Consider the following 26,554-nt stretch of genomic DNA (forward strand, 5'->3'; position numbering starts at 1 on the left):
AACGGACAGATGGAGACAAGAAGTTGCCCCTGAACCGGTTGAAGCTGAAGTACGCGTCGGTGAAGTACACGTCAGTGGCGGGCATCGCGGCCCTGGCCGTCCTGGCGGGCCCCGCGGCGCCCGGTGCCGGCGCCGTGAGCCCGCACCTCTCCTCCGTGGCCGGAGCCGTCGAGGCCGCGGCCCCGCGGCCGACACTGACGGCGAAGTCGACCACGGCCAAGGTGCGCGCGTGGCAGAACTTCTACATCTACGGAGTCGGCCGCAACATGCGTCCCGGTACGCGCGTCACGCTGCAGCAGAAGCAGGGCAAGCGCTGGGTGTCGCTGCCCGCTTCGGTGTACACCGCGCGCAACGGGACCTACAAGATGCGGGTCAAGCTCGGCCTCAAGGGCCGCAACGCCCTGCGCATCGTCGGCGGCCGCGCCATCTCGCCCGTCGTCTTCGTGACGGTGCGCTGAGCCCGGTCGCGCGCGAGACGGGCCCTCCCGCCGGACGGGAGGGCCCGTCTCGGCTCATGTCAGGGCCGCGCCCCGCCTCCCGAGACCGGTCCTCGGCGCGAGCGCGAGCACGCCGACCTTTCCCGTGTGCCGGTTCGTCTGGACGAGGCGGGCGGCCTCCGCGGCGTCCTGGAGGTCGTACGTCGCCGACAGGGCGGGCCGGATGTGACCGAGGTCGAGGAGGCGGGCCACCGCGGCCTGCTCCTGGAGATTGGCGCCGTGGCTGCCGATGACACGCTTGAGGCGCATCCAGAGGTAGCGGTTGTCGAACTCGTGGAGATAGCCGGTGCTCGATCCGCAGGTGACGACGGCGCCGCCCCGGCGGACCACGAAGACGGAGACCCCGAAGGTCGCACGGCCGACGTGCTCGAACACGATGTGCGGGTCCTCGCCGACCGCGGCGCGGATGCGCTTGCCGAGCTTCTTGCCGACCGCCGCCGGATCGGCCGGAGCGGTGCCGGTCAGCCCGATCTCGGCGCGGTTGATCACCGCGTGACAGCCGAAGGCACGGGCGCGCTCCGCCTTCTCCTCGCTGCCGACCACGCCCACCGCGATGCCGCCGCCGTTGCGGACGAGCTGCGCCGCGTACGCGCCGAGGCCGCCCGCCGCGCCCCAGATCAGCACGACGTCGCCCTGGGTCATCCGCGCGCCGCGATCGCTGACCAGCATGCGGTAGGCGGTGCCCGCGCACAGCGGATTCGCGGCCGCCTCCTCCCAGGTCAACCGGTCCGACTTGCCCAGGAGTTGGCTGGCGCGGGCCACACAGTAGTGGGCGAGGCCGCCGAAGTTGGTCTCGAAGCCCCAGGCAAGCTGCGCGTCGCCCAGCATGCCGTCGGCGTGGGTCGCCGGCTCCTCGTCGTCCACGTAGGCGGGGCTGACCACGACCTCGTCGCCGATGTTCCAGCGGCGCACCCCGGCCCCCGTACGGACGATGACTCCGGCCGCGTCCGAACCCACCACGTGATAGGGCTGATCGTGTCGCGCCGCCCAGCCTCCTTTCGCGCCGAAATGCCGCAGAAAGGAGAACGTGGATAACGGCTCGAACATCGCCGACCACACGGTGTTGTAATTTATCCCGCTCGCCATGACGGCCACCAGGACTTCGTCCGGGGCGAGTTCCGGCATCGGCACCGGGCCGACATGGAGCGTCTTTCGGACATCCTTGTCCGCGACTCCCGTGAAACTCTCCACGTCCTCCCTCCGCAGATGCGCGGCGGTGAATTCGGCGGGCACGGGAAGCCGACGCAGTTCGTCCGCCTCGGCCCCCGCGACGACTGCTTCTGCGAGCACATCCATGAGGTTCCTCCTTCGGCACACTTGTCCAACGGGTCCATACAGTGCGGCGGAAACCCGCCTTCCACAAGCGGATCGGCCGCAATTCACCGGGATCGCTAATCCACCCCTGGTCCGGTCATCACTTTCCGAGTAGAGGTCTCCATAATTCCGTCGCTAATGTCCGGCTCACCCGCACTGAAAGGTGAGAAAACCTCATGGAAGAAGAGAGCGTGAACGCCGCTCGGGGCGACCGCATGGGCACAGCGGACCGGGTCGTCGTGGGGGTGTTCGTCGGAATTCCCTTTGTCGCGGTGATCGCGTCCGTCGTCGTGCTGTGGGGGTGGGGGGGCACCTGGCACGACCTGGTGATCGGCGCGGTGATGTACGCCGTCGCCGTGCACGGCATCACCATCGGCTACCACCGCCTGTTCACCCACAAGGCGTTCAAGGCCGCCCGCCCCCTCAAGATCGCCCTCGCGGTGGCCGGGACGATGGCCGTCGAGGGCGACGCGATCACCTGGTGCGCCGATCACCGCCGCCACCACCGGTTCGCGGACCAGCCGGGAGACCCGCACTCCCCCTGGCGGTTCGGGACCTCCGTACGCGCCCTGCTCAAGGGCATGGCCTGGGCGCACGTCGGCTGGACCTTCAACAACGACAAGACGGACCAGCGCAAGTACGTCCCCGACCTCCTCGCCGACCGCGACCTGGTCCTGGTGGCGCGCTGGCAGCCGCTGATCGTGCTGTTCTCGTTCGGCGCGCCCGCAGTGGTGGGAGGCCTGTGGGGTGCCGGCGCCTGGGACTCCGGTGCCGCCTGGTCCGCCTTCTTCTGGGCGGGTCTCGTCCGCATCGGTCTGCTCCATCACGTCACCTGGTCGATCAATTCGATCTGCCACATCAGCGGGGACCGTCCCTTCCGGGTCCGGGACCGCTCGGGGAACGTCTGGTGGCTCGCGCCGCTCTCCGGCGGCGAGTCCTGGCACAACCTCCATCACGCCGACCCGACGTCCGCCCGCCACGGAGTGCTGCGCGGCCAGCTCGACTCCAGCGCCCGGCTGATCCGCCTCTTCGAGCTCGCCTCGTGGGCGAGCTCGGTGCGGTGGCCCGACGAGCGGCGGCTCGCCCGCATCTCCGCCGACGTCAGGACGACCGCTCGGGAAACCCAAGGCCCGCCGCCAGCGTCGGCCAGGAAGCCTTGAACTCCCGCTGCCAGGAGGGCCAGGCGTGCGAGCCGCCGCGATAGAAGTTGACCGTCGCCGGGACACCGGCGCGGTCCAACTGCCGTACGAACGCGTGCGCCTGGCTCCACAGCGTGCCCTCGAGGATCGCGCCCTCGAGGTTGCCGAAGTCGCTGCTGGGTACGCCGCTGCCCTGCGAGACATGGAGCCGGGTGCCCGCCAAGCCCTTGGCGAGAGCGGCCGGGTTGTGGCGGTTCCAGTTCTCGCGGTGCAGGAAGGGGCTGCCCCAGAGGGCGGAGGGGAGCTGGAGCTCCCGGGCGACGATGGCGTTCATCACCGTCGGCATGCCGAGGGCCGTGGTGTCCAGGACGCCGCTGTACGAGGCCGCCGCGCCGAAGGTACCGGGATGCCGGGCGGCGAACGCCATGGCGCCGTAGCCACCGGTGGAGACTCCGGCGACGGCGCGGGTGCCGTTGGCCCGGTAGGTGTCGCGCAGGATCCCCGTCAACTCCTCGACCTGGAAGGTCTCGTAGTCGGGGGCGGTGGGGCTGCCGTGGTTCCACCAGTCGGTGGGGATGCCGGTGGGGCCCGACGCCGGGATCACGGTGATGACGTCCTTGTCGGCCAGGAACTCCTCGACGTCCGTCTCACGGGTCCAGGACGTGTAGTCGTCGTGGGCGCCCTGCAGGAGGTAGAGCACGGGCCAGGTGCGGTCCGGCTGCTCCTCGAAGCGGGCCGGCAGGATGACGCGTACGGGGAGCTGCTTGCCCACGGCGGGTGAGTCCACGGTGAGGTCGACGGTGCGGGAGTCGAGCCACTTCTCGCCGACGACGCGCGGGCTTTCGGCGGCTCGGACTGCCGCCGGGGCCTCGGTGGGTGCCCCCAGGGCGGTGGAGGTGCCCAGGGCTCCGCCGGTGGCGAGGAGCGCGGTGACCGCTGCGAGGGCGGCCAGCTTCTTGCGTGGTCTGCGGTGCTTCTGCGGCATGGAGGCGGCCTCTTCTCGAGCGGGCGGGCAGACAGACAGGCGGTTGGGCGTGTGAACGGTCAGGCCTCGCGCAGATCGCGGGTCAGGAACTCCGCGAGGGTGTCCACGACCGGCGGGTCGAGCAGGGCGAGGTGGTGCCCCGGCAGTGCGGTGACCGTGAGGTCGGTGCAGTGGGCGTCCCACCCGAGACCTTGGTCGTCCCGCTCGTACCGTGCGTCGCGCACGGTGTGCGGGGCCGGTTCGGTCGCCCGGTAGAGAAGGGTCCGGCCCGCGTACGGCCCCGGTTTGTGGCGTTCGCCGCTGCGCAGGTCGAGGGCCGAGGTGCGTTGATGGTCGAGGACCGCCTGGGGGAGGTCGACGGCCTGCTCCAGGAGTTTCATCACGAGGGCGATCTGCTCGGCGTCGTCCCGGCGCGCCAGCTCCTCGTAGGGAAGAGCGAGTTGGGCGTGGTAGGTGCGGGCTATGTAGGCGGCGAAGTCGGCGTAGCGGCGGTGTGCTTCCTCCACCGGGGTCAGGCCCGGGGGCACGGGCAGCGGCAGTACGGAGTCCAGGAGCACCAGGGCGCGGACCGTGCCGTGCGGCGTGAGGACCCTTGCCGCCTCCTGGGCCAGCAGCCCGCCGTAGGACCACCCTCCGAGCAGCCAGGGGCCGTTGGGGTGCAGGGCGCGGATACGCGTCGCGAACTCCGCCGCGCGGGGCTCGACGTCCTCCGGGGCCGCCAGCCGGTCGAAGCCGTACACGGGGCGGGAGCCGGACAGGCGGTCGGCGAGGCGCGCGTACACCTCGGAGGTGCCGCCCGCGGCGTGGGCCAGGAAGAGGGGGGTGCCGTGCCCTGTATCGGCCAGCACGCGGAGTGGGCCCTGCCCACGCCGCGCCCGGGGTTCCTCCCTCATCCCCGGGAGGGTTCGTCCGCGCCCCTCCGGCAGCAGCTCCGCGACCCCTCGCAGGGTCGCCTGCCGCAGCAGCACGCCTGGTTCCAGCTCCACCCCGAACTCCCGCTCCACCGCGGTGCGGATGCGCGCCGCGCTGAGCGAGTCGAGCCCCAGGTCGGTGAGCGGGGTGTCGGCGTCGATGCGGTCCGGGGTGTAGCCCATGACGTCGGCCACACAGCCGCGCAGGCGGTCGAGCGGACCCGTGGGACGGGCGGGGGGCGGCGCGTGGTGTGGCATCTCGTGCGGGCCGGGCGTCTCCCCCGCCCAGAAGCGGCGGTGCCGCCAGCGCGGTGGGGGTACGTCGACGACGCGTGCGCCGGGGTGCAGTGCCTGAAGTGGCGCGGGCCCGCCGACACCGCGGACGAGCAGCGTGGCCAGCGAGGTGCGGAAGGTGAGCGCGTCGTCGGTGCCGCGGCGCAGGGTCGGCAGGACCAGCGCGTCCTCGGCGCCCGCTGCGTGCAGCGTCTCGGTCAGCGGGTGCAACTGCGTGGGATGCGGCGCCACTTCGACGAACGACCGGTGGCCGTCGTCGGCGGCGGCGCGCACCGCCTGTGTGAAGCGGACGGGACGTCGCAGGTTGGCGACCCAGTAGCCGGCATCGCAGGGCGCCGGGTCACGCGGGTCGGCGAGGACGGTGGAGTAGCGACGGCAGCCGGGCCGCGCGTGACGCACGGTGCCGAGCTCCTTGGCGAACTCGCCGAGCAGAGGCTCGACATGGGGCGAATGCCCCGCTCCGGTGACGTGCAGGGAGCGGGCGAAGCCGCCTTCCCCCGTGACACGGTCGATGAGTCCGCGCACGTCGTCCGCGGAGCCGGTGACCACGCTCTGCGCGGGGGACGCGTGCACGGCGACCTGAAGCGTGCGGAAGTCGGCGGCCAGGGCTTCGATGTGCTCGCCGGGCCGGTCCACCACCGCCATCGCGCCGCCCGTGAGCCCGGCGAGGAGCCGCGAGCGGATCGACACGACGCGCGCGCCGGTGACCGCGTCGAGGGCGCCGCAGGCCACGGCCGCGGCGATCTCCCCCATGGAGTGGCCGATCACGGCGGCGGGTTCGAAGCCGTAGGACCTCCACAGCTCGGCGAGGGCGACCTGCATCCCGTAGAGGGCGGGCATGACGACGGCGGGCGAGGACAGATCGGCGCCGGGGTCCATGCAGTCGCGCAGCGAGATTCCGGCCCGGGCACGCAGCAGCGGCTCAAGGCGGTCGACGGCGGCTGCGAACTCCGGTTCCGTGGCGAGCAGTTCGCGTCCCATGCCGGGCCACTGCGACCCGTACCCGGAGAACACCCACACGGCCCCGGGGCCGGTCGATGACACGGCAGGGGCGGGTGTTCCCATGACCACCCGCCCGTCGGGCTCCCGCCCGGCCAGACGCGCCAGGGCCGTGGTCAGTTCCTCCCGGTCGCGGGCGACGACCGCGGCTTTGTGGCGGCCCCTCCCCACGCGGCCGGACAGGGTGCGGGCCAGATCAGCGGGGCGGACGGAGCGGCTGTCCGGCCCTGCGAGCCACTGGGCCAGCTCCCCGGCGTACGCGCGGACGCGGTCCTCGGTGACGCCGTCGAGCATCGCCACGGCCGCGCCGGTGGCCGCCGGGCGTGGGCCGCGCGGCACGCGGTGTTCGGCGAGGACGACATGCGCGTTCGTGCCACCGAAGCCGAACGCCGAGACTCCCGCGCGTGCGGTGCCCGAGTAGCGGGGCCACGGCTCGGGCCCCGTGACGACGCGCAGGCCGAGCGCGTCGAGGTCGGCGTGCGGGCCCGGGGCGGTGAAGTGCAGGTGGGGCGGTATCTCGTCGTGGTGCAGGGCGAGGACCGTCTTGATGAGCCCGGCGATGCCCGCCGCCGCCTCCAGGTGACCGATGTTCGTCTTCACCGAGCCGATGAGCAGCGGCTGGTCGGCGGCCCGCTCCCGCCCCGCGCCGAGCGCGGCCGAAAGCGCGGACGCCTCGATCGGGTCGCCCAGCGCCGTGCCGGTGCCGTGTGCCTCGACGTAGTCCACCGAGGCGGGCGCGACGGCATGGCACTGCTCCAGGAGGGAACGCTGGGCCTCGGCGTTGGGCGCCGTGAGTCCGTTGGAACGGCCGTCCGAGTTGACCGCGGTGGACTCGATGACCGCGAGGACGCGGTCCCCGTCGCGTTCGGCGTCCGCGAGACGCTTGAGGACGACGACCCCGCACCCCTCGCCGCGCACCATGCCGTCGGCCGACGCGTCGAACGCCTTGCACCGCCCGTCAGCGGCCAGCGCTCCCGCGCGCTGGAAGCCGAGCGTCACCGCCGGGGAGAGGAGCAGGTTCACCCCGGCGGTGAGCGCCATGTCGCTCTCCCCCGCGCCGAGGCTGCGTACCGCGTGGTGCACGGCGACGAGCGAGGAGGAGCACGCCGTGTCGACGGCCATGCTCGGGCCGCGCAGGTCGAGGAGGTACGAGAGGCGGTTGGCGGCCACGCTCAGGGCCGCGCCCGGCGGGGTCCAGGCCCCGACCGACTCCGGGTCCGCGGTGGTGAGATGGGCGTATTCGTTGCCGCTGATGCCCACGAAGACTCCGGTGCGGGTGCCCGCGAGGGACGGCGCGGGCAGTGCCGCGTGGTCGACGGCCTCGCGGGCGACCTCCAGGAGCATGCGCTGCTGCGGGTCCATGGCCGTGGCCTCGTCCGCGCCGATGCCGAAGAACTCGGCGTCGAAGCCGGCCACGCCCTCGATGCTGCCGTCCCCGAGGAAGCCGCCGTGCCTGCTGAGGTCGTCCGGCAAGCTCCTGCCCGCCCGCGCGAAGGGCGTCCAGCGGTCGTCGCCGACCGTACCCACGGCGTCGCGGCCCTCGCTCAGAAGCCGCCAGAAGGCGGCGGGCGAGGTGACCGCGCCGGGCAGTCGGCAGCCGATGCCGATGACCGCCACAGGTGTGTCGCCCCGCGCGGGCACCGCACCCGTAGCCGCCTTGTCCGAGGGCGCGCCTCCGTGCTCCGGTTCGCCGCGCGCCAGCCGCTCGGTGAGCGCGCCGATCGTGGACGCCTCCCAGAGCAGCGTCGCGGGCAGCCGGGTGCCGGCCAAGTCGCTGAGCCGTGCCGTCAGGACGACCGCGTCGCGTGAGGTGAGGCCCAGCTCCGCCAGCGGGCGGTCGTCCGCGATCTCCTCGGCCGTGAGGCCGTACCAGGCGCTCAGGCTCTTGACGACCGCGGCCCGGACCTCCGCCTGACCCGCCTCCCTCATCGCGTGGCCTCCGTGCCGCTCCCGCCGCCCTCTCCGAAGGCCCCGAGCAGATGACGCGCCCGGGCCGCGGCTCTGGCGACCTTGCCGCTGCTCGTCCTCGGCAGTGAGCCCGGCGGGATGAGGAGGAGTTCGGCGAGGCGCAGTCCGTGCCGGGCCGAGACGGCGGCCGTGGCGGTGCGCAGGGCGGCGAGCGCGTCCTGTTCCGTGGGTTCGGCGCCGCGCCGGTGCTCGGCGACGACGACCAGGACGTCGGTCTCGGTGCCCGTCCAGGGGGCGCTGAACGCGGCGAGCCGGTCCCTGCGCACGAGGTCGACGGACGACTGGACGGTCTCCTCGATGTCCTGGGGGTAGTGGTTGCGGCCGTCCACGATGATCAGGTCCTTGAGCCGGCCGGTGACGTGGAGCCGTCCTTCGTGGAGCGCACCGAGGTCGCCCGTGCGCAGCCATCCCGCCTCGCTGTCCTCGTCCTTCTCTCTCTCCTCGCCGGTGGCGCCGGGTGGGCGGAAGCCGAAGACCTCCTCCGAGAGGCCGTTGCGTTTCCAGTAGCAGCGGCCGATGTTGGGGCCGCGCAGCATGATCTCGCCGATCTCGCCCGGCTGCAGTGCGGTGCCGGTCGCCGGGTCGGCGATGCGCAGCTCCTGCCCTGCCGGGGTGCCACAGGCGACCAGGTGCGTCGCGTCCGGCTGCGTCGGCTCGGCCACTTCCAGGCGTCCTTCGGAAAGAGCGAGCGGATCGCAGGCCACGACGGTGGGCGGCGCGTCGAACGTGTCGGTGGTCACGAACACGGTGGCCTCGGCGAGGCCGTACGCCGGGCAGTGCGCCGACGGTGCGAGTCCCGCGTCGGCGAACGCGTCACGGAAGCGGTCGACGGTGCCGGGGCGCACGGGTTCGCTGCCGTTGATGAGGACCTTGACCCGGTCGAGACGCAGCTCGGCGGCCTCGTCCCGGTCGATCCTGCTCGCGCAGTAGTCGTACGCGAAGTTGGGGGCCGCGCTGATCGTCCCGGGATATGCGGCGAGCAGCCGCAGCCAGCGCACCGGGTGCTCCAGGAAGGCGACCGGGTCCATGAGGACCGAGGGGAAGCCGCCGACGACGGGCGCGGCCACGCTCAGGACGAGGCCCATGTCGTGGAAGAGCGGCAGCCAGCCGACCGTCGTGTTTCCCGCCGCGTCGGCCGCGAAGGCGTCGATGGCCTGGCGGGCGTTGGCCACCACGTTGGCGTGGCTGATCACGACGCCCGCCGGGCTGCGTGTGGAGCCCGATGTGTACTGGAGGTAGGCGATGTCGTCCGGTGCGAGCCGCTCGGGCAGGGCGGCCCGAGACGTCTCGCCCGGCCGGTCCACCAGGACCACGGGGACCGGCGGCAGCCCTTGCCCGGCCATGAACCGCTCGACCCCGGGAGCCGTCGCCGCGTCGGCAAGGACGCACGCGGGCTCGCAGTCCCCGAGGACGGCAGCCAACCTGCCGCCGTGTCCCGGGAGTTCGGGGCTGAACAACGGTACCGCGATCACCCCCGCGTAGAGACAGCCGAGGAACGCCGCCGCGTAGTCGAGGCCCTGCGGAAGCAGCAGGGCCGCCCGCTCTCCGGGGCCCGCGATCGCCGCGACCCGCCCGGCGATCTCACGGGCCCGCACGTCGAGCCCCTGCCAGCCGAGGGTGTGGTGCAGGCCGGGGGACGACGGTTCGGGGAACTCCACGTAGGTGAAGGCACGTTGGTGCGCCCGAGCGGCGGCCCAGTGCGCCAAGTGGTCGGTCAGCAGCGTGTCTTCGGGCGGCCGGACGGTCTGAGCGGTGGACATGGCGGCTCCAACTGGACGGCGCGGGGGCCGGGGGCGGGCCTCGCGGGGACCGGGACGAGCGTCGTGAGGGACCGGGACGAGCGGTGCACCAGGTTCCGCCCGGATGTGACCCATGAGTAAGACGGGTTGCTGACAGATCGTCTGACAACCTCTGTCACTTCACTGACAAGCCGCCGCACCCGATTCGGCGTCGCGGGCAGCAGCGACGTCCGCCGCGGGCCCGGAGAATCCCCCAGCGGAACGGCATCGCGACCGAGGGGAGCCGCACGTGGGCCGTGGCAGGCTGACCGCTCTGCTGGCGATGCTCGCCCTCGCGGGTTTCATCACGACGCTCGACAACACCGTCATCAATGTCGCGCTGCCCACGGTGCAGCGTGACCTCGGCCTGAGCGTCACGGACCTGGAGTGGGTGGCCACCAGTTACGTGCTGAGCTTCGGCTCGCTCCTGCCGGCCGGCGGCAGGCTCACGGATCTGCTCGGCCGCCGGGCGGTCCTCGCGGCGGGGATCGTCGTGTTCACCGTGGCCTCGCTGGCGGCCGCCCTCGCGGACAGCGGCGGGACGCTGATCGCGGCGCGCTCGGTGCAAGGCGTGGGCGCGGCGCTCGTCATCCCGGCCTCGCTGGCGGTGGTCGCCGCCGATCTGCCGGCCCGCAGGCGCGCCATGGCGGTCGGTCTGTGGACGGCGGCGCTCGCGGTCGCGCTCGCGCTCGGTCCTGTGGTGGGCGGCTTCGTCACCGAACGGTGGGACTGGAGCTGGGTGTTCCTGCTCAACGTCCCCTTCGGGGTCCTCGCCCTGCTGCTTGTGCCCGCGGTGCCCCGGACCGTCACGCGCGTGCGCCGCGGCCTGCTGCCGCTGCTCGACCTGCCGGGTGTCGCCCTGTCCACGACCTCGCTCTTCCTCCTCACGTACGGCCTGGTCAGGGGCGGGGAACACAGCTTCAGCACGCCCCCGGTGCCGCTCTGTCTCTGGCTGTCGGCGGCCACCGGGATCGCGTTCCTCGTCGTCGAGTCGCGTACGTTCCTGCCGCTGGTGGATCTGCGTCTGCTGCGCAGTCGTTCGCTGAGCGGGGGCGCGGCCGCTCAGGTGCTGTGGGGCATCGGCGTCAACGGCGTGTTCTTCTTCACCGCGCTCTACCTCCAGCGTGTGCTCGGCTTCTCGCCCACCAAGGCGGGTCTCGCCTTTCTGCCGCTTGCGGGCGCGCTGCTCGTGACGACGCCGTTCGCCGAGCGGGCGGCGAAGGCGGTGGGGGCGCACTGGTCGATCGCCGGAGGGCTCGTCCTGGTCGCGGGCGGGCTCGTGTGGGTCTCGGGGACGGGGCTGCACGCGCAGTACTGGGATCTGCAGCCGGGGCTGATGCTGATCGGCGCGGGGTCCGCCCTGACGACTCCGCTGACGGTGCGTTCCGTCGCCGATGTCCCCGCGACGCGCACCGGCATGGCTTCGGGCCTGGTGAGCGCGGCCCGTGAGATCTCCGGGGTCTTCGGGGTCGTCCTGGTCGGCGTGGTCCTCACCCGGACGGAACGCACGGCCCTGCGGGACGGCGCGGATCCGCGCAGCGCCTTCCTGGACGGCTACGACACCGGGCTGCAACTGGCGGCCCTCTGCGTCCTGTTGGGCGCCGTCGTCACCGCGGTCACCCTGCGACGGCCCGCCCGGCACCGGCGGCCGGGGACACCGTCCGGCGTCAAGCGGGACAGGCGTCCGGTGCGCCAGTGAGCGGCTACCCCGTGCGCCGAGGGGCCACCGGAGGAGATCCCGCGGGCGAGCGGCTCACGGGCGGGGGCGTTCCTGGGGGTGTGACGCGGGGGCAGAGGTGTCCCCGAAGCCCCCGGTGCCGGGGCCGCCGATGACGGTCACATAGCCGTCCGGGCCCAGTACCGCGATGTCGCCCGTACGCAGCCACCCGCCCGGCAACAGCCGCCGCGCGCTCTCCGCCGGGTCGCCCCAGTAGCCTCCGCACACCTGCGGCCCCCGGACCAGGAGTTCACCGGCCTGCCCCGGGGGGAGCTCCACTCCGGGGGCGTCCTCCTGGCCGATGCGGACCTCCGTACCGGGCAGGGGCAGGCCGAAGGTGCCGGGGCGGGCGTTGGCCCCGCGCGGGTTGGCGAGGACGGCGCCCACGGCCTCCGGGATGCCGTAGCCCTCCACGAGCACCGCGTCGACCGAGCCCCGGACGCGGTCGGCGGTCCCGGTGTCCAGGGTCCCGGTCAGCCAGGTCCGTACCGTGGCGAGGGCCTCCAGCTCGTGGGCCGGGCGTTCGAGAAGACGTCGGCAGTCGGCGGGTTCGGCCGCCAGGAGGGTCACCTTCCGGCGCCGCGTCGTACGCAGGATCGCCTCCGGGCCGGGGGCCGGCAGGAGGACGGTGCGCGCACCGGTGAGCAGCGGGGCGATCAGGCCGAACAGCAGGCCGTGCGGACGCCAGAGGGGCGTGACGGCCAGGGCGGTCTCCCGTCCGACGCGCAACTGCGGGTGCCACAGAGCCTGTTGGTGGGCGGCGGCGACCAGATTGGCGTGGGTGAGCATCGCCGCGGGCCCGACGGCGGCGACGTGGGCGAGGACGGCGAGATCGCCGGGCCGTGGCCCCTCACGTCCCGCCTTCGGCAGGCCAGGCTTGCGTAGACGGCCCCGCCCCGGCCACTGCCCGTCGATCGGGACGGTGACGACATCCCGTACGAACGTGCCGCCGCGGACGGCGTCGAGCCGCTCCCTCGCCGTCGCGTCGGCGACGGCCAACACCGCGCCCGAGTCGCCCAGTTGGTGCCTGAGCACCTCCCGGGACGCCGCCGGGTCGATCGCCACCACGACCGCCCCGATCCGCAGCACCGCATGCCACGTCACGGCGAACGAGGGGCAGTTGGGCAACACCAGCGCCACCCGGTCGCCGTGCCGGATGCCCAGCGCCCGCAGGGTGTCGGCGCATTCGCCCACGGCACGGCGCAGCCCCCGGAAGCCGGACCGGCCGCCGTGGCGGCGGGCAGCGGCGTCGAGCAGCTCGGGAAGCGTGGCATCGGGGACGTGCAGGCGGTGCGGTACCCCGGCAGCGTAGAAGCGCACCCACGGCCGTGGGTCCTGGGCCGTCACCTGTGGCTCGGTCATGCCCCGATCGTGGCGCAGGAGGGCGCGGCGCCACTTGTCCCCGGCGCACAGTTCCGGTCCGGCGGGCTGTGGCTCCGCTGACTATCTGCGCCTGATCACCGCTCCGTAGCTTCACGGCGTGCACAGCTGTCCCCCCCCTCGAAACGAAGGAGCACCCAGTGCGCAGGCCAAGAGCGAAACGTAGGAAGAGAGTGGCGGCGCTGACCTCGGCCGTCGCCCTGGCGGGCCTCGGCCTCGGCGTGCCGGCCCTGACGGCGGGCGCCGCCGCGGCCCCGGACGCTTCGGCGGCGTGCGACGCCCCGGACGAGCGGATCTACCAGGTGCCGGGGTCCGTCCCGAGCGAACCCGGCAGCGTCATCGCCTGCCGGGCGACGGCGCTCCCGCACGTGCCGGGCAACGTGCCGATGCGTGCCTGGAAGATCCAGTACAGCTCCAAGGACAACACGGGCAAGCCGGTCGCGGTCTCCGGGACCGTCGCCGTGCCGGAGGCGGAGTGGAAGGGGCGGGGCAGCCGGCCTGTCGTGGCCTTCAACCCCGGCACGCTGGGGCTCGGTCCGCAGTGCGCCTTCTCCAAGCAGCTCGCGGGCGCCTTCCAGGACGAGTACGAGGGCGAGAACATCGCGGCGCTCCTGAAAGCCGGTTACGCCGTCGCCGCGACGGACGGCGCCGGATACCTGGACGGCCAGACCCACCCGTACGTCTCCGGCACCGACGCCGGGCACGCGCTGCTCGACATCGCGCGCAGCGCCCCCGCCCTCCCCGGCAGCGGTCTCGACCCGCGGACGAAGATCGGCCTGTGGGGCTACTCCGAAGGCGGTGCGGCCAGCCTGTGGGCGACGCAGCTCGCGGCTTCGTACGCCCCTGAACTCGACATCGTGGGAGACGCGTCGGGCGGCGTGCCCGGCGATCTGAAGGTGGTCGCCAAGTCACTCGACGGCGGCCCGTTCGCGGGCTTCCTGGTCGACGCCGTGGTCGGCCTGTCGTCCGCGCACCCCCGGATGCCGTTCGAGGAACTCCTGAACGACCAGGGCAAGGAGACCGTCAAGAAGGCCAGGTCGCACTGTCTGGCCGGCACGATCTCGACCCTTGCGGGCCAGAAGCTCGAGAACAACACCAAGGACGGTCTCAGCTTCGAGCAGCTCTACGCGCTCAAGGGCACGGACGGCAGGACGTGGGGCCAGGTCGTCGACGCGCAGAAGCTCGGCGTCGGCATCGGACGCACGGGATCCGGGGCGACGCACGAGATCGACTTCCCGGTCCTGCAGTACCGCGGCGCGCTGGAGGAAGTCGTCCCGATCGAGACGGAGGACGCGACGCGCGCGGCGTACTGCAAGGCGAAAATCACCACCCAGTGGAAGGTCTATCCGGGCGAGCACCTGACGACCGACCAACTGGCGAAGGACGACACGGTCAAGTGGCTCGGCGACCGGTTCGCGGGCAGACCGGAGTTCGGCAACTGCCCTCTCACGTGAGCTAGTTCGCACGCGCTGCCTCTTGTCACGGGGGTGACAGGAGGCAGCATCATGTCTGTCCGCCCTCAACGGGCCGCCACGGACCCGTGGCGGTGTCTTCACCGACCTTTGTCCCCCGCGCGCAGAGGGAGCACCCCATGGTGAACGGTTCGACGCTGCCCCCCGGCATACCCCAGGCGGGCGCCCCCGCACCATCGGGCACCCCGGCAGAGGAGTCGTACGCCGCGTTCAGGGCCTTCCCCTCGGGTCTCCACGATCACGTGAGGCCGTTCCTCGACGACATCACGTCGGAGGTGGTGCGGGCGATCCGCACGGAGATACCGGAATACGCGCGCCCGACGGACGACACGTACATGCACGTCGTGAACCGGGGCGTGGAGCAGGCCCTCGAGGGGTTCCTCGCCCGGATGGCCCACCCCGACACCGACTGGGTCTCGGTGAAGGCCACCTACCAGAACATCGGCAGGGGCGAGGCGGACGAGGGCCGCAGCCTCGACTCCTTCCAGTCCGCGCTGCGCCTCGGCGCGCGCGTCACCTGGCGCCGGGTCAACGCCCTGGTCGACGCCGATCTGCTGCCACGGCACGTGCTCGCCGCCTTCGGCGAGGCCCTGTTCCTGCACCTGGACGAAATGGCCGCGGCGACGACCGCGGGCTACACGGAGGCCAGGCTGCACGCCGCGGGGGAACTGCAGCAGCGCCGCGCCCGCCTCATCGACCTGCTGACCGCCGATCCTCCCGCGTCGGCGGAAGCCATCGCCGATCTCGCGCAGGCCGCCCAGTGGCCCATCCCGCGCGAGGTGGCGGTCGTCGTCATCGACCACACCCTGACCCCGGAGACCGTCAGCCCCATCGTGCCCCCGGAGTTCCTCGCGCGCTTCTCCGAGCAGCCCGGCCGCATCGTGGTGCCCGACCCGGAGGGGCCGGGGCGGGCCCGTTCGATCGCCGCCGCGTTACAGGGCCTGCGTGCGGTGATCGGCCCCACGGTCGCGCTGCACGAGGGCGCGCGCTCGCTGCGCTGGGCGCTGGACGCCCTTGACCTCTCACGGCGCGGCATCCTGCCCCGGGCGGGCCTGCTGCACTGCGCCGACCACCTGGCGACGCTGCTGCTCTTCCACGACGAGGCGCTGATCGACGCGCTCGCCCAGCGGCATCTGCTGCCTCTGGAGGAGGTGCGCTCACCGCAGCGCGAGCGCCTCGCCGAGACCCTGCTGTGCTGGCTGCGGTGCGGGCACAACGCGAGCGAGGTCGCCACACGCCTCGCCGTGCACCCGCAGACGGTCCGCTACCGCTTGCGGCAGCTGGACGAGGTGTTCGGCGACCGGCTGCACGACCCGGTCGCCCAGTTCGAGATGCAGTTGGCACTGCACGCGCTGAGCCTGCGGCCGGCCGCGCGTGAGGGGAGCGCGGCGCGCTGAACCGGCGTGTGCCGGCGAGCCGTGCCCGTCAGCTCTGACCTCATCTCGCGCATCGCCTCGTACTGCTCCTTGCACCGCTCCTTGCACCTCTTCGCGAGTGTCACCTCGTACGTCACCCGGACGCGCCGCGAGGGTGGCCACCCGCGGCCGTTATCGCACCGTAATGTCCACTTCGCCCCAACTCCCAGGCGAAGGAGAGTTCTTACGTGCGTGCCCGCCCCATGGCCGTACCCGACGTGACCGTCCCGCCCGACGCACCTGTCGCGCCCATCCCCCCGACGACGAGGCGGCCTTCCCGGATCCCCCCACGGTTCCTCCCCCGCCTCGTCGTCCTCTTCCTTCTCCCGCTGCTCACCACCCTCAGCGGCACCCTGCTCGCCCCGGCGCACGCCCACGCGGACGCCATGGTGCGGTACGCCCCCTCCGCCACCAGCCTGCTGGCCCCGCCCCCCGCGTCCGAGGAGCCGTGCACCAGCAAGGACCCGGCGGTCTGCCTGATCCGGCAGATGAGCCCGGAGGAGCGGGAGCGGGCACGTGAGGTGCGGCTGCGCTACCACCAGCTTCTGGACACCATGGAGCGCGTGGCGGACCGTATGCACGAGGAAGGCCGCTCCGACGAGGAGATCGCCCGCGTCCTCGTCGACATGCGCAACGAGGCCAAGGACATCACCCGCGCCGGGATGACCCCGGAGGCGGTTCAGGCCCTGGAGCAGCGGAACATGAAGAAGTACGGCAATCCCCTGGGCCCGACCGCTGACCAGCAGTTCGCCAAGTACGGCAGTTGGGCCGCGGTCATCGAGGCGGCGACCCGCACCAGCGCAGCCGTCGACCAGGAACTCGGCATTCCGCCGCGCTCGTGAGCAGCTGACCTCCATGCTGCTCAAGGACTACGACCACCACGGCCGGGCGTGGGCCCTCGATCCCCGCACGGGGCTCCTGTCCCCCGCGTCCGGCCGCTGCCACGGCTTCGTCCACGCGGGCGAGGCCGGGCCGGCGGCGCTGTACGCGGACCCTTCCGACGAGGCGGCGACCCTCTGGCTCCAGATCGGCCGGCGCCGCTGGGACTGCGACACGGTGACGGTCCGGCAGTCCACGGGCTCCGGCACCACCCGCCGCTTCACGGTCGAGGAGGCGCGGGGCGCAGCCCTCGAACTCCTCTACCCCGCACCGGATTCCGGCCCCCTCGACCCGACGTACGACTGGATGGACGCGGAGGCGGACGACTTCTTCCTCTGGGCCGCGGGCCGCCTGACGGACGTGGACGCGTCGGCGCGTACCACACTCCTGGCGCACTTTCGGACCGGTTTCACCCCCACCTGAGAACACAAGTAGCCTCTCCGAGCGATGAGTTGAGGCGCCCCGTGGAGTCTTGACCACACAAGGAAAAACCGCGAAAAAGACCGGGCCGCGCGCAAGGTTCGCGACCCCCACCCGGAGGTACCCCATGTGCGCCCACCAGCCCCAGTGCCCGCCCGCCGCCAGCCCCGACCACCTCGCGGCAAGGATCCTCTCCGCCCACCCCGAACAGGGCTGGTCTGTTAACTGCACCTTCTTGAGCTCGTTGGGCACTGCGATGTCCGACTGCCCAAGGAGTTCTGTGTGACGTCGCACCTGCACAACCAGCTGATGGAGGGGCGGGCTGTCCTGCCCCGCGTCGGCTCGGTCGTTCAGCTGGAGACCCAGCACCCGCCGTACGCCGTACTCGACCCCGCTGGAAGCCCGGTCGAGTCGGTGACGCCCTACCTGCGGGACCTCGCTCTGAACGACAACAGCCCAGCAACCAGCCGCAGTTACGCCAATGACCTGCTGCGGTGGTTCCGGTTCCTGTGGCTTTTGAACGTGACCTGGGACAAGGCGACGGAAGGGGAGGTGGCAGTGATAGTGGGATGGCTTCGTACGGCACCGAATCCGCAGCGCCGCCGCACCCGGCCCGAGGCGCCGCAGCCCGGCTCGGTCAACCCGCGCACCGGCAAGCGGTACCTCAAGGCCGGCTACGCCCCGGCAACGATCAACCACGCACTGACCGTGGTCGCCAGCTTCTACGACTTCCACCGCTACCTGGGCAAGGGCCCGTTGATGAATCCGGTGCCGGTCTCCGAGGCACGGCGCCGGGCGCTGGCTCACCGCAACCCGGCGGAGGCTATGCCGGCTTTCCGCCGCTCCCGCCTCCGTCAGCGCGTCCCGGCCACCGAGCCCCGGGCCATCCCGGACGCGATGTGGGACGAATTCTTCGCCGCCATGAACCATGACCGGGACCGCGCCGCGGTACTGCTCTACGTCTCCAGCGGCGCCCGCGCCTCCGAGTTGCTCGGAGTCACCCCGGCCGACGTCGACTGGCCGGCCCAGATCGTCTACGTCGTCTCCAAGGGCACGAAGCTGCGCGAGCCGATCCCGGCGAGCCCGCAGGCCCTGGTGGTGCTGGCCACATACATCGACGCGATGGGCATGCCCGCTCCGCACGAGCCGGTCTTCCGCACCCGCCGAGGCCCGGACAAACCGCTCACCTACTGGGCGATGCGGCGCGTCATCCAGCGGGCCAACGAGCGGCTGAGCACGAACTGGAGCCTTCACGACCTGCGGCACACGGCAGCCGAGCGGATGGCCAACGACCCCAACCTGACCCTGGTCGAAGTCCGCGCCATCCTCCGGCACGCCGACCTGGCCACCACCGGCCGCTACCTGCACGCCCGCGTCGAGGACCTCTTCGACGCCCTCCAGGCTCATTACCAGCGCCCCCGCCTCCAGCCCACCATCGCCCCCGGCTATGACCCGGACGACTTCAAGGCGGTGTTCGGTGGCTGACCTCCAGACCTTCACCGCCCGCAACCGCCGCACCAACTACAGCGGCGACGAACCGTTCGTCCCCGCTCCCGTCACGCGGTTCGCCGGCGCAGAGCTGAAGGCGGCACCGGCGCCGCTGCCCAGCACACCGCCGGGCCCCTTCGGGGACCTCTCCCAGGCCCCGGCCTCCGAGATCCTGCGCATCGTCGAGCGGGTCACCAAGGGCCAGCCGAACGCGGGGCGCCGACGGACTGCCGTCCAGCGCATCTTCTCCGTTCTGAAGGAGATGCCCGGCGACACCTGGCAGGCGAGATGGCAGGCCAGCGGCTTCGACGACGAAGGCGCCGAGTCAGTACGCGTCCTGGCGCGCGCGGGCGACCGCCGCGACAGCGCGGACTTGATCGCCGGGATCAAGCTCGCGTTCTGCCTGCGGGTCATCCGGCCGTCGATCTCCGGCTTCCGCGCGAACAAGTTTCTTGACTACCCGGCGCGGTTCCGCGAGTTCCAGGCCGATCCGCTGCTGGAGAAGTTCTTCGCCGCAGCCGACGCCTTCGACTTCCACCACATGCACCGGCTCCGGGCCAAGTTCGACCTGTCAGCCGCCCTGACCACGCAGGGCATCGCGCTGGAGGACCTGACTCCGTCGGCGCTGCTGCACTTCGGCTTGGAGTCCAAGCGGCTCGGCGTGACCCATGGCAGCAAGGCGGGTGCTGCCCGCTTTGCCGGCCTGGGCACCTGGCAGGTGCTGCACCAGATGGGCCACTTCCCGCCGGGCACCCCGCCGACCTTGCGGGCCTACGTCTATCGCGGCCAGCTCACCGTCACCCAGCTCGTCGACCGCTACACCATCCAGCACCAGGGCGTCCGCCAGCTGCTGATCGACTACCTGACCCGGCGCCGAGCCGGAACCGACTACACCACCATCACAGCCCTGGCCCGCCAGCTCGCGAAAACGTTCTGGGCCAAGATCGAGAAGATCAACCCGGGACAGCAGGACCTGGCGCTGAGCCCCGAGGTCTATGACCAGTGGCGCGCGGCCATCAAGCGGTGGGACCGCGACGAGCGCCGCACCCGCGCGGACGACTCCGGCATCCTCCTGGCCGTCCGCGCCCTCTATCTCGACCTGCACAGCTGGGCCATCGACGAGCCTGAGCAGTGGGCTCAGTGGGTCGTGCCCTGCCCGATCCGGCCGCAGGAGCTCAAGGGGTTCGCCAAACGCAAGCGGGAGATCCACCAGCGGATGTCCGACCGTATCCGGGTCCGCCAGCCGCTGCTGCCCACCCTGGTCGCGCACGTCGAAGGACGCTACGAGCACTTAACGGGCCTGCTCAAGAAGGCCCGCATGGTCGAGCTCGGAGAGGTCTTCGAGCACGACGGACACTCCTACCGGCGCACTGACAGCGACCGCGATCGCACCTGGGCCAAGAGCCACGACGAGCCACCAGTCCGCGTCACCGACGAGGACGGACAGGTCCTCAACGTCACGCTCACCGAGGACACCGCGTTCTGGGAATGGGCTGGCCTGGAGATCCTGCGGCACAGCGGCATCCGCGTCGAAGAGCTCTGCGAGCTCACCCACCTGAGCATCCGCCAGTATCGGCGCCCGAACGACGAGGTCATCGCCCTGCTCGTCATCGCCCCGTCCAAGAGCGAGCGCGAGCGCGTCATCCCGATGTCCGCGGACCTGTTCCACGCGGTCGCCCAGATCATCCGCCGCCTCACCCCAGACGGCCGACCGGTCTGCCTGCTCAACCGCTACGACCCGCACGAGAAGACCTGGTCAGAGCCCATGCCGTTTCTCATGCAACGGCAGAACGGCACACAGCGATCAGTGATCGCCCCGACCACGTTCATCCACATGTTCGCCCGCAGCTGCGAGGAACTCGCCGAGACCCACCGGGCCTTCGCCGACATGACCTTCACGCCGCACGACTTCCGCAGGCTCTTCGCCACCGAGATCGTCAACGGCGGCCTGCCCGTCCACATCGGCGCCGCCCTGCTCGGCCACCTGAACCTCCAGACCCTCCAGGGCTACGTCGCGGTCTTCGCCGAGGACATCGTCACCAACTACCAGCGGTTCCTGAACCACCGCCGCTCGCTCCGACCGGAGATCGAATACCCCGAGGTCACGCCCGAGGAGTGGGCCGACTTCGAGGAGCACTTCGACAAACGCAAGGTCGAACTCGGCAACTGCGCCCGCCCCTACGGCACCCCCTGCAACCACGAACACGCCTGCATCCGCTGCCCGATGCTCCAGGTCAACCCCAAGATGCTGCCCCGCCTCGCGGAGATCGAGAAGGACCTCCTCCTGCGCCGCAAGCGAGCCCAGGAGGAGCACTGGCTCGGCGAGGTCGAGGGCATCGACTCGACCCTGACCTTCCTCCGCGCCAAACAGGCCGAAGCCGCCCGCCTCACCAAGAGACTCACCACCAACCTCGGCATCCCACGCCCCCGCCCCGAGGAGATCCAGTGATCCCCAACGAACCACGATCGAGTGAAGTGCAGAGAAGGAGCCTGCTGTGCAACGGCGCCATCGTCTTCGACGACACCGGTGAACTGCTGCCCGACGGACGAGTGGTGGCCGCGGCTCGCCCCCTGGCCATGGCGGCCTGACCCCGATCACCTGCAGGCCCCGGCCCGCTACGCCCACACGGGTGGCTGCCCCTCGGCCCCCGCTCGCCACGAGCGTTCGCTCTCCCGGCTCGCGGCCACCTGAGCCCGCAGGGCCGCCTCAGGAGCAACTCAGGGCGCGATCGCGCCCAGCAGCGCCCTCGCGCAGAGATCCCGCACCTGTGCGCGGGGCAGCAGCTCCGGCTCCTCCAGCCACTCCAGGCAGACCGTCACCATGAAGGCGAGCCAGCCGCGCACGGCGAGGCGCAGGGCGGGCAGTTCGTGCGGGGTGGACGCGGTCTCGGGGTCCGCGGCGAGAGCCTGCAGAATCTGGTCCTCGTGGGCCGCCAGGCCTTCGCGATAGATCCTGCGGACCGTGGCGTCGCCCGTCTCCTCCGCCCGGTGGAAGGCGCGGAAGCCTTCGGCGTGCGACTCGACGTACGCGAGGAACGTGTCGAGGCCCGTGCCGATCTGCTCGCGGACGGGGACCCCGGGCACGGCCGCGGTCAGGCGCAGCATGCGTCTGCTCTCGCGCTGCACCACTGCGGCGAAGAAATCGCTCTTGGTCGGGAAATAGTGGTACAGCAGGCCACGTGACACACCGGCGATCTCCGCCACCCGCTCGACCCAGACGTCGTCGTACGGATTCTGGGCGAAGAGCCGCGCCCCGGCCGAGAGGAGCTGCTCCCTGCGCTCCTCGGTGCTGAGTCTGCGGCGCGTGCGCTCCTGCGGGTTCGCGGCCATGGGAGCACCTTACTTGACGCGGATTCAATAGCGGCACCAGACTGATGACCCTTATTGAATCCGCGTACAACAGGCTCAACGGGTCTGCGGCTCAAGGGAGATGGCACACATGGCGCAGGTGTCGCAGACATCGCAGGTGGGGAAGGGTGCCGGGACTCCTCCCAAGGGGTTCCGCAGTGCCGAGCTCGGCTGGCCGCGGCTCGACCTCATACCGCATCCGCCGCGCCGCCTGCCCCTGATCGGCGACGTCCTGGGCGCCCACGTCCGGACGCCGGTGCAGGATTCGATGCGCATCGGCAGCGGTCTCGGGCCCATCTTCCGCCGCAAGGCGTTCGGCAAGGAGATCGTCTTCGTCTGGGGCGCCGGGCTCGCGGCCGAGCTGGCCGACGAGTCGAGGTTCGCCAAGCATGTGGGTCTCGGCGTCGCCAATCTGCGGCCGGTGGCCGGTGACGGCCTGTTCACGGCGTACAACCACGAGCCCAACTGGCAGCTCGCGCACGACATCCTCGCGCCCGGCTTCAGCCGCGACGCGATGGCCGGCTATCACCCGCTGATGCTGGACGTCGCCCGGCAGCTGACCGCGCGCTGGGACGCGCGCGAGGAGTCCGGCAGGCCGGTGGACGTGCCCGGCGACATGACCAAGCTGACCCTGGAGACGATCTCCCGCACCGGCTTCGGGCACGACTTCGGTTCCTTCGAGCGCTCCCGGCCTCACCCTTTCGTGTCGGCCATGGTCGGCACGCTCTCCCACGCCCAGCGCCGCAACGTCGTGCCGCCCGCGCTCGCCCCGCTGCTGCTGCGCGGCGCCACCCGGCGCAACGCCGCCGACATGGACTATCTCAACCGCACCGTCGACGACGTGGTCGCCGCCCGCCGCGCCGCTTCGGGCCCCGGTGACGGCGACCTGCTCGACCGCATGCTGGAGGTCTCCCACCCCGACACCGGCGAGCGGCTCTCCGCCGAGAACATCCGCCGCCAGGTCATCACCTTCCTGGTCGCGGGGCACGAGACGACATCGGGCGCGCTGTCCTTCGCCCTGCACTACCTCTCGCGCTCCCCCGAAGTCCTGGCCCGCGCGCAGGCGGAGGTCGACGAGGTCTGGGGTGACGCGGCGGAGCCCGCGTACGAGCAGGTCGCCAAGCTCCGCTACCTGCGGCGCGTCCTCGACGAGTCGCTGCGGCTGTGGCCGACCGCGCCCGGCTTCTCGCGCCAGGCCCTCCACGACACGACGATCGGCGGTGTGCACCCGATGCGCGAGGGGGCCTGGGCGCTCGTCCTCGCCACACTGCTGCACCGCGACCCGGCGGCATGGGGCGAGCGGCCCGAGGAGTTCGACCCCGACCGGTTCGCCCCTTCGGCGGTACGGGCGCGGCCCGCCCATGTCTTCAAGCCGTTCGGGACGGGCGCGCGGGCCTGCATCGGCCGTCAGTTCGCGCTGCACGAGGCGACGTTGGTACTCGGCCTGCTGCTGCGCCGCTACGACCTGCACGCCGACCCCGCCTACCGTCTGCGGGTCGTCGAGCGCCTCACGCTCATGCCGGAGGGCCTCACGCTGCGGCTCACCCGCCGCGCCGCGACCGCCTAGAGCCCGATTGTCAGACCCGTGCGCAAGAGTGGAGGGTCCACCGGTGCGAGCCATCGGCCCTTGTGACCCCGCGCAGAGGAGCTCTCGACATGACCAGCACGCCGACCCCGGAACTGGCCGCCGCCCAGGCCTGCTTGCGGCTGCTGCACACCGCACGGGCCGCACTGTCCGGCCCCTCACCGGCAGCGGCGGCCTCGCTGCTCGCCGGACCCATGGCGGAGGCGGACGAGGCGCTGCGCCGCGCGGGCCTGACGGGCAACGAGGCCGAGCTCCTGAACAGGATCTACGACCTGGAGCCCGACCGCCCCGGCCCCCTGTCCTGCCCCGCCTCGGCTAGTTCGGCTCCATCGATCCCCTAGGCTCCCCGGGCCCCGTCGATTCCTTCGGTTTCCAGGTGAACTTGTCGCCGCCCACCCAGCGCACCTGATCCGGGTCGTCCACGTCGTGCACGACATGACCCGCCTGAGCGGCCACCTCCAGGACGTCGACAAGTTCCCTGGCCTCACCGACCACCTCGCCGTCGAGTTCGACGATGCGAAAAGGCGGTCGGCCGGGATTGACGCCAAGGACCGTGATCCGAGGGTTCGCCACGTAGAGGTATGCGCTTTCGGTCATGTGTGGAGGCTTCCACGCTCCGGCTCCGTCATGACCATCACGACCTGCGCGTTCGGCCGCTCGGGCTACGGACCGGTCGTCTCGGGGCGCCCGACGAGCCGCTCGGCCGCCGAGCGCGCCGAGGCGAGGGCCCCCTTGCGGTCCGCGCCCCGCTGTCCGAGGACGACACGGGTGCTCAGGCCGTCGAGAAGAGCGAGGAGTTCCTCTGCCCGCCCCGCGGCGTCGTCCACCGCGAAGGCGTCCTTGGCCGCGCCCTGGGTGAGCAGGGCCTCCAGATCCGCCTGCCAGCCGCGGTCGAGCTCGTCCTGGGCCGTGCGGAGCGGTTCGTTCGCCCCGGCGCGCGCCCACAACTCGATCCACAGCATCCAGCGGGGGTCACGCGGTCCCTTGGGCAGATACATCCGCAGGAACCGGTCGAGCTTGCGGGCGGGGGCCGCACGCCCCGCGAGCAGCGCGCGCCGGTCCTCGCTCAGCGCGGCCTCGCTCCAGGTCAGCGCCTCCAGGAGCAGGCGGTCCTTGCTGCCGAAGTAGTACAGGATGTGGCCGCCGCTGGTGCCGAGACGCTCGGCGAGCGCGGACATGGTCAGCGCGGCGAGGCCGTCCTCGGCGATCGCCGTCATCGCCTCCTCCAGCATCCGGTCCCGGGCGACCTGCCCGTCCCGCCGTCGTGCCACGCCTGCTCCCGTTCCGGTCCCCGCGTCCCGCTCCACCCGCCGACCCTATCCCCGCCGCCCGCGACCGATTTCCCGCAGGGTCTTGACGGCACCGAGGACCGTGGCGCATTTTGAATGCCGTTCTAGGTAATAGAACGGCATTCAAAGTCTGGGTGCCGGAGAGTGAGGTGCCCGCATGACGCAAGAGGCCCCGGTTTCCCCCGGAACGACCACCGGGAAGACCGCCGGAACGACCCCCACCGGGATCGGCACCGGCGTCACCAGCGACGAGGTGTTCCGGGTCGAGACCCACGGCATCGACCCGATCCCGGACGAGGACAGACACGGCAGCGCCAAGGACCTGTTCTGGCTCTGGTTCGGCTCCAACCTGACCTTCACCTACGTCATCAACGGCGCCCTCGCCGTCAGCTTCGGCCTCAGCTTCTGGCAGGCCACCGCCGTGGTCGTGATCGGCGGGCTCTCCTTCTTCGTCATCAGCGCGGCCGGACTCAGCGGCATCCGCACCGGGACCGCGACCCTCGTCATCTCCCGCGCCGCCTTCGGCGTCCTCGGGAACTTCCCCGCCGGGCTGCTCAACTGGGTGGTCTCCATCGGCTACACCATCGTGAACACCGTGGTCGGCACGCTGGCACTCGAAGCCCTCTTCGCCGACCTCGGCTGGGCGGGCGGTGACGCGGCACGTGCGCTCGCCCTCGCGGTGACCCTTGCGATGACCTTCGCCGTGGCCATGTGGGGCCATGCCACCGTGCAGCTCGCCGAGCGCTGGATGGCGTACGTGCTGGCGGCCGGCTTCGGGGTGCTGCTCGTGTGCGTGCTGCCCGACGCCGAGTTCGGCGCCGCCGCGGGTGGTTCAGCGGGTTTCTCCGGCTGGACGCTCGCGTTCGTGGTGATGCTCGCCGGGCCGTTCTCGTATCTGCCGATGCCCGCCGACTACACCCGCTACCTGCCCCGGGACACCTCACTGCGCTCGATCACCGTCGCCGGCGCGCTCGGCGGTCTCGTCTCCTCCGTGGCGCTCGGTGTGGCAGGCGTCGCGGCCGCCACACAGGCGGACATGACGGACGCGGTCGCGGGGGTGGAGAAGCTGCTTCCGGGCTGGTTCCAGCCGGTGTTCCTGCTCCTTGTGCTCGGTGGCTCGGTCACCAACTCGATCCTCACGCTCTACTCCTCCAGCCTCAACCTGCAGGTCCTCGGCATCCCGTGGAGCCGTGCCAGGGCCATCGTCATCAGCGTCGTCGTGACGGGGCTCGGCTCGCTCGGCGCGCTCTTCTACACCGACTTCACCGAGTCGCTGCTCAGCTTCCTCTCGCTCCTGATCATCGTGTTCGCGCCCTGGGGCGGAGTGTTCCTCGCCGACATGCTGCTGCGGCGCTGCCGGTACGACACCGCGGCCCTGCACACCACCGGCCGCGAGGGGGCCTACTGGTACCAAGCCGGTTTCCATCCCGCCGGGACGGCAGCCCTGGTCGCCGGGATGGCCTTCGCCGCGCTGACCTGCGACTCGGAGCTGTGGACAGGGCCGCTGGTCGCGCCGCTCGGCGGCGGTGACCTCACCCTGCTCGGCTCGGTCGTCGCCGGGCTCACGTACTGGGCGCTGGCCGGCCGCGGCGTGCGCGCGTCCCTGCCGGTCTCCACCTGAAGTGTCCTCCGCCCCGTCCCTGACGACACGAACCACCCGTACCTCCCCAGGAGTT

22 protein-coding genes are annotated in these 26,554 nt (G+C 71.9%); 14 read left to right on the plus strand and 8 right to left on the minus strand.

Going from position 1 to position 26,554, the window contains the following annotated elements:
* The first annotated feature begins 23 nt into the window (after window positions 1-23).
* Window positions 24-458, plus strand: coding sequence for a hypothetical protein (locus ACWGIH_RS04830; RefSeq protein WP_453443120.1), 435 nt, complete (start codon window positions 24-26; stop codon window positions 456-458).
* Between the two features lie 54 nt (window positions 459-512).
* Here the strand turns inward: ACWGIH_RS04830 and ccrA are convergent, their stop codons facing one another.
* Complete coding sequence (gene ccrA, locus ACWGIH_RS04835) at window positions 513-1,793, minus strand: crotonyl-CoA carboxylase/reductase (protein WP_453443122.1); 1,281 nt, start codon at window positions 1,791-1,793, stop codon at window positions 513-515.
* 194 nt (window positions 1,794-1,987) lie between these two features.
* On the opposite strand from ccrA, the gene ACWGIH_RS04840 reads away from it, so the two are divergent.
* Window positions 1,988-2,971, plus strand: coding sequence for an acyl-CoA desaturase (locus tag ACWGIH_RS04840; RefSeq protein ID WP_453443124.1), 984 nt, complete (start codon window positions 1,988-1,990; stop codon window positions 2,969-2,971).
* Here ACWGIH_RS04840 and ACWGIH_RS04845 read toward each other — a convergent pair.
* Genes ACWGIH_RS04845 through ACWGIH_RS04855 form a run of 3 tightly spaced genes read right to left on the minus strand, consistent with a single transcriptional unit; the run spans window position 2,913 to window position 9,867 of the window.
* Window positions 2,913-3,935 (minus strand): alpha/beta hydrolase, encoded by a 1,023-nt coding sequence (locus ACWGIH_RS04845; RefSeq protein ID WP_453443126.1) that lies wholly within the window; start codon window positions 3,933-3,935, stop codon window positions 2,913-2,915. The two genes, ACWGIH_RS04840 and ACWGIH_RS04845, sit on opposite strands and share 59 nt — an antisense overlap.
* A gap of 59 nt (window positions 3,936-3,994) precedes the next feature.
* Window positions 3,995-8,068, minus strand: coding sequence for a beta-ketoacyl synthase N-terminal-like domain-containing protein (locus ACWGIH_RS04850; RefSeq protein ID WP_453443128.1), 4,074 nt, complete (start codon window positions 8,066-8,068; stop codon window positions 3,995-3,997).
* Window positions 8,065-9,867 carry a fatty acyl-AMP ligase gene (locus ACWGIH_RS04855; RefSeq protein ID WP_453443130.1) on the minus strand — a complete coding sequence of 601 codons (1,803 nt, stop codon included), beginning with the start codon at window positions 9,865-9,867 and terminating at the stop codon, window positions 8,065-8,067. The genes ACWGIH_RS04850 and ACWGIH_RS04855 overlap by 4 nt, the downstream gene beginning before the upstream one ends.
* A gap of 268 nt (window positions 9,868-10,135) precedes the next feature.
* On the opposite strand from ACWGIH_RS04855, the gene ACWGIH_RS04860 reads away from it, so the two are divergent.
* Window positions 10,136-11,584, plus strand: coding sequence for an MFS transporter (locus tag ACWGIH_RS04860; RefSeq protein WP_453443132.1), 1,449 nt, complete (start codon window positions 10,136-10,138; stop codon window positions 11,582-11,584).
* Between the two features lie 54 nt (window positions 11,585-11,638).
* Here ACWGIH_RS04860 and ACWGIH_RS04865 read toward each other — a convergent pair whose 3' ends face one another.
* Window positions 11,639-12,964 (minus strand): AMP-binding protein, encoded by a 1,326-nt coding sequence (locus tag ACWGIH_RS04865; protein ID WP_453443134.1) that lies wholly within the window; start codon window positions 12,962-12,964, stop codon window positions 11,639-11,641.
* 191 nt (window positions 12,965-13,155) lie between these two features.
* Here ACWGIH_RS04865 and ACWGIH_RS04870 point away from each other — a divergent pair, with 191 nt between their 5' ends.
* The 8 genes from ACWGIH_RS04870 (at window position 13,156) to ACWGIH_RS04905 (ending at window position 21,245) form a co-directional block, all read left to right on the plus strand.
* Entirely contained in the window at window positions 13,156-14,436 is a 1,281-nt protein-coding gene (locus ACWGIH_RS04870; protein WP_453443136.1) for a lipase family protein, read from the plus strand.
* Between the two features lie 137 nt (window positions 14,437-14,573).
* The gene (locus ACWGIH_RS04875) at window positions 14,574-15,851 is read left to right on the plus strand and encodes a helix-turn-helix domain-containing protein (protein ID WP_453443137.1); all 1,278 of its coding nucleotides are present in this window, start codon (window positions 14,574-14,576) and stop codon (window positions 15,849-15,851) included.
* 206 nt (window positions 15,852-16,057) lie between these two features.
* On the plus strand, window positions 16,058-16,711 hold the full coding sequence (locus ACWGIH_RS04880; RefSeq protein ID WP_453443139.1) for a hypothetical protein: 654 nt from the start codon (window positions 16,058-16,060) through the stop codon (window positions 16,709-16,711).
* Window positions 16,712-16,724: 13 nt separating this feature from the next.
* Entirely contained in the window at window positions 16,725-17,171 is a 447-nt protein-coding gene (locus ACWGIH_RS04885; RefSeq protein ID WP_453443141.1) for a hypothetical protein, read from the plus strand.
* 124 nt (window positions 17,172-17,295) lie between these two features.
* Complete coding sequence (locus tag ACWGIH_RS04890) at window positions 17,296-17,454, plus strand: DUF5999 family protein (protein WP_453443142.1); 159 nt, start codon at window positions 17,296-17,298, stop codon at window positions 17,452-17,454.
* The gene (locus ACWGIH_RS04895; protein ID WP_453443143.1) at window positions 17,451-18,653 is read left to right on the plus strand and encodes a tyrosine-type recombinase/integrase; all 1,203 of its coding nucleotides are present in this window, start codon (window positions 17,451-17,453) and stop codon (window positions 18,651-18,653) included. The genes ACWGIH_RS04890 and ACWGIH_RS04895 overlap by 4 nt, the downstream gene beginning before the upstream one ends.
* Entirely contained in the window at window positions 18,646-21,105 is a 2,460-nt protein-coding gene (locus ACWGIH_RS04900) for a tyrosine-type recombinase/integrase (RefSeq protein ID WP_453443144.1), read from the plus strand. The genes ACWGIH_RS04895 and ACWGIH_RS04900 overlap by 8 nt, the downstream gene beginning before the upstream one ends.
* A gap of 26 nt (window positions 21,106-21,131) precedes the next feature.
* The gene (locus ACWGIH_RS04905; protein WP_453443145.1) at window positions 21,132-21,245 is read left to right on the plus strand and encodes a DUF5999 family protein; all 114 of its coding nucleotides are present in this window, start codon (window positions 21,132-21,134) and stop codon (window positions 21,243-21,245) included.
* Between the two features lie 129 nt (window positions 21,246-21,374).
* Here ACWGIH_RS04905 and ACWGIH_RS04910 read toward each other — a convergent pair whose 3' ends face one another.
* Window positions 21,375-21,986, minus strand: a complete 612-nt coding sequence (locus ACWGIH_RS04910; protein WP_453443147.1) for a TetR/AcrR family transcriptional regulator — start codon at window positions 21,984-21,986, stop codon at window positions 21,375-21,377.
* 100 nt (window positions 21,987-22,086) lie between these two features.
* Here ACWGIH_RS04910 and ACWGIH_RS04915 point away from each other — a divergent pair, with 100 nt between their 5' ends.
* Both ACWGIH_RS04915 and ACWGIH_RS04920 read left to right on the plus strand, forming a co-directional pair.
* Entirely contained in the window at window positions 22,087-23,571 is a 1,485-nt protein-coding gene (locus ACWGIH_RS04915) for a cytochrome P450 (RefSeq protein WP_453443149.1), read from the plus strand.
* Between the two features lie 89 nt (window positions 23,572-23,660).
* Complete coding sequence (locus tag ACWGIH_RS04920; RefSeq protein WP_453443151.1) at window positions 23,661-23,930, plus strand: hypothetical protein; 270 nt, start codon at window positions 23,661-23,663, stop codon at window positions 23,928-23,930.
* Here ACWGIH_RS04920 and ACWGIH_RS04925 read toward each other — a convergent pair.
* Window positions 23,905-24,186 (minus strand): hypothetical protein, encoded by a 282-nt coding sequence (locus tag ACWGIH_RS04925; RefSeq protein WP_453443152.1) that lies wholly within the window; start codon window positions 24,184-24,186, stop codon window positions 23,905-23,907. The genes ACWGIH_RS04920 and ACWGIH_RS04925 overlap by 26 nt on opposite strands.
* Window positions 24,187-24,251: 65 nt before the next feature.
* Window positions 24,252-24,821 carry a TetR/AcrR family transcriptional regulator gene (locus ACWGIH_RS04930; protein WP_453443216.1) on the minus strand — a complete coding sequence of 190 codons (570 nt, stop codon included), beginning with the start codon at window positions 24,819-24,821 and terminating at the stop codon, window positions 24,252-24,254.
* Window positions 24,822-25,035: 214 nt separating this feature from the next.
* Here ACWGIH_RS04930 and ACWGIH_RS04935 point away from each other — a divergent pair, with 214 nt between their 5' ends.
* Window positions 25,036-26,499, plus strand: coding sequence for a purine-cytosine permease family protein (locus tag ACWGIH_RS04935; protein WP_453443153.1), 1,464 nt, complete (start codon window positions 25,036-25,038; stop codon window positions 26,497-26,499).
* The last annotated feature ends 55 nt before the right edge of the window (window positions 26,500-26,554 follow it).

The organism is Streptomyces sp. NPDC054872 (assembly GCF_053610705.1).

Coding starts and splice junctions, on each gene's coding strand:
- ccrA (WP_453443122.1), bottom strand. CDS start 1,793: ATGGATGTGCTCGCAGAAGCAGTCGTCGCGGGGGCCGAGGCGGACGAA.
- ACWGIH_RS04840 (WP_453443124.1), top strand. CDS start 1,988: ATGGAAGAAGAGAGCGTGAACGCCGCTCGGGGCGACCGCATGGGCACA.
- ACWGIH_RS04845 (WP_453443126.1), bottom strand. CDS start 3,935: ATGCCGCAGAAGCACCGCAGACCACGCAAGAAGCTGGCCGCCCTCGCA.
- ACWGIH_RS04850 (WP_453443128.1), bottom strand. CDS start 8,068: ATGAGGGAGGCGGGTCAGGCGGAGGTCCGGGCCGCGGTCGTCAAGAGC.
- ACWGIH_RS04855 (WP_453443130.1), bottom strand. CDS start 9,867: ATGTCCACCGCTCAGACCGTCCGGCCGCCCGAAGACACGCTGCTGACC.
- ACWGIH_RS04865 (WP_453443134.1), bottom strand. CDS start 12,964: ATGACCGAGCCACAGGTGACGGCCCAGGACCCACGGCCGTGGGTGCGC.
- ACWGIH_RS04875 (WP_453443137.1), top strand. CDS start 14,574: ATGGTGAACGGTTCGACGCTGCCCCCCGGCATACCCCAGGCGGGCGCC.
- ACWGIH_RS04885 (WP_453443141.1), top strand. CDS start 16,725: ATGCTGCTCAAGGACTACGACCACCACGGCCGGGCGTGGGCCCTCGAT.
- ACWGIH_RS04890 (WP_453443142.1), top strand. CDS start 17,296: ATGTGCGCCCACCAGCCCCAGTGCCCGCCCGCCGCCAGCCCCGACCAC.
- ACWGIH_RS04910 (WP_453443147.1), bottom strand. CDS start 21,986: ATGGCCGCGAACCCGCAGGAGCGCACGCGCCGCAGACTCAGCACCGAG.
- ACWGIH_RS04915 (WP_453443149.1), top strand. CDS start 22,087: ATGGCACACATGGCGCAGGTGTCGCAGACATCGCAGGTGGGGAAGGGT.
- ACWGIH_RS04920 (WP_453443151.1), top strand. CDS start 23,661: ATGACCAGCACGCCGACCCCGGAACTGGCCGCCGCCCAGGCCTGCTTG.
- ACWGIH_RS04925 (WP_453443152.1), bottom strand. CDS start 24,186: ATGACCGAAAGCGCATACCTCTACGTGGCGAACCCTCGGATCACGGTC.
- ACWGIH_RS04930 (WP_453443216.1), bottom strand. CDS start 24,821: ATGCTGGAGGAGGCGATGACGGCGATCGCCGAGGACGGCCTCGCCGCG.
- ACWGIH_RS04935 (WP_453443153.1), top strand. CDS start 25,036: ATGACGCAAGAGGCCCCGGTTTCCCCCGGAACGACCACCGGGAAGACC.